Below are 1,591 nucleotides of genomic sequence, written 5' to 3'. Positions count from 1 at the left end.
GATAGTGAGCTGTCTCCGCCATGGGGGTGACTACTTCCTCAGCCCGGAAAGTCTGGAACTTCACCGCATCCGCCCCCGCAGCCAAGGCCGCATCCGCCAGTTGCTTGGCCATGGCTAAACTGCCGTTGTGATTGACACCGCCTTCGGCGATGATAAAAACCCGTTTTCCAGTCACGTCGTTACCTTTCCTGCTCATATTGCCGGAGAAACAGCCATTCTGCCCATTCAAAGTCTTCTTGGTTATCTATGTCTACAGAACGACTGCGCGGCATGGCATAAGGTCTGGCCTGCACACTCCAGAAGCCTTCCGCCGATGCCTTGCGAAGTGCGGCTCGGCTCCAGACATAGATGGAACCGTTCAGTCCCCATACTGTAGGTGCGTCCTGCCTGCGCACAAATGTAGCTGGCTTGCTCAACTGCAGCAGGCCGGCAGGCGTTTGCTCTACAAGAGTGTAATAAGGACTGTGGGAAGGTTCCGTCACACTCACCACCAGATCCTCATTGCTCCCCAGCGCCAGCGCAGCGTTCAGATCGTCAACTGTGCGTAGTGGCGAAGTGGGCTGTAGATCCATCACACTTCCGATAATCTGGCCCTGACCCTCAAGCAGACATACCAAATGCTCAATCGCCGGAATCTTGGCAGCTGTATCGCTGGCGAGCGCCGCAGGCCGGCGGTAAGGCACCAGTGCTCCGTATTGCAGTGCAACCTCGGCAATCTCATCGTCGTCAGTGGATACATAGACGCCGGCTACTCCCTTGCAGGCAAGGGCCTGGCCTATCGTATGGGCGATGAGCGGCTTGCCCGCGAAAGGCAATACGTTTTTGCGTACCAGCCCCTTGCTGCCTCCGCGAGCGCAAATCGTGATGATATTGCAGGGTGCTGTCATGCTGCAATTGCGACGCGTGTCGCCTCAATCAAGAGATGTCGGATTTCAGGGTCACCGGAGTTATCCACGGCGCTGCTTTCCCCAATGCGGTCCACCCGCCATGGCGACAACAAGCCGGGCACATCTTGCCTGCAGGTGAACCGAGTTGGTCCCAAACCCTTCAATGGTCCTTCGCTGCATTCCCACATGTTGTGTGCGTACTGTTTGCCGCTGCCTTCTCCCCAGCAACCCTGAGCAAAGGTACGAGAAAAAAGCCGTCCGCCGGGTCGCGTCACACGGGCAAGTTCGGCATAAATGGCGCGTGCAGCGTCGTCCCCGCTATAACAAATGGCCACCACGTCCAATACGCCGTCAAAATATCCGTCCGGATAATCCAACTGGATGATGCCTCCAACATCGACGCGCCCACCGCGCTCGCGCCAGCCAGCGCATTCCAGATCCAGCCGCTCACGTGCAATGCGCACGCCGGTCGGTGCGGCGTCAATACCGTGCACACAGAATCCCTCGCGTGCCATGTACCAGAGATTTGCGCCCGTGCCGCAACCCACCTCCAGCAGGCGGACCGAGGCACGGTCCGGTGCGCCGTAAAAATTTCTGGCGACAAAGCGCACCACATCCTCGCCGGGATATTTACCCCAGGGGCGTGACCGAAAAACTTCATCCCACAGCATATCTGCGCCCATAGCTTAAACCTTGCGATAAAA

The 1,591-nt window shown here is 57.8% G+C and carries 3 protein-coding genes; all 3 read right to left on the bottom strand.

Annotated elements, in window-relative coordinates; all coding sequences use genetic code 11:
• On the bottom strand, positions 1 to 112 hold a 112-nt coding region (locus AC1D1X_RS22920; RefSeq protein ID WP_477699290.1), incomplete at its 3' end, for an N-acetylneuraminate synthase family protein.
• Between the two features lie 67 nt (positions 113 to 179).
• Positions 180 to 887 carry an acylneuraminate cytidylyltransferase family protein gene (locus tag AC1D1X_RS22915; protein WP_477671336.1) on the bottom strand — a complete coding sequence of 236 codons (708 nt, stop codon included), beginning with the start codon at positions 885 to 887 and terminating at the stop codon, positions 180 to 182.
• Positions 884 to 1,570 carry a class I SAM-dependent methyltransferase gene (locus tag AC1D1X_RS22910; RefSeq protein WP_477671335.1) on the bottom strand — a complete coding sequence of 229 codons (687 nt, stop codon included), beginning with the start codon at positions 1,568 to 1,570 and terminating at the stop codon, positions 884 to 886. The genes AC1D1X_RS22915 and AC1D1X_RS22910 overlap by 4 nt, the downstream gene beginning before the upstream one ends.
• Positions 1,571 to 1,591 lie beyond the last annotated feature (21 nt).

The sequence above is a fragment of the Polaromonas sp. P1_G4 genome (assembly GCF_056405475.1).
Note: the sequence above shows the minus strand (reverse complement) of the source record. Positions and strands in the feature narration are given on the sequence as shown.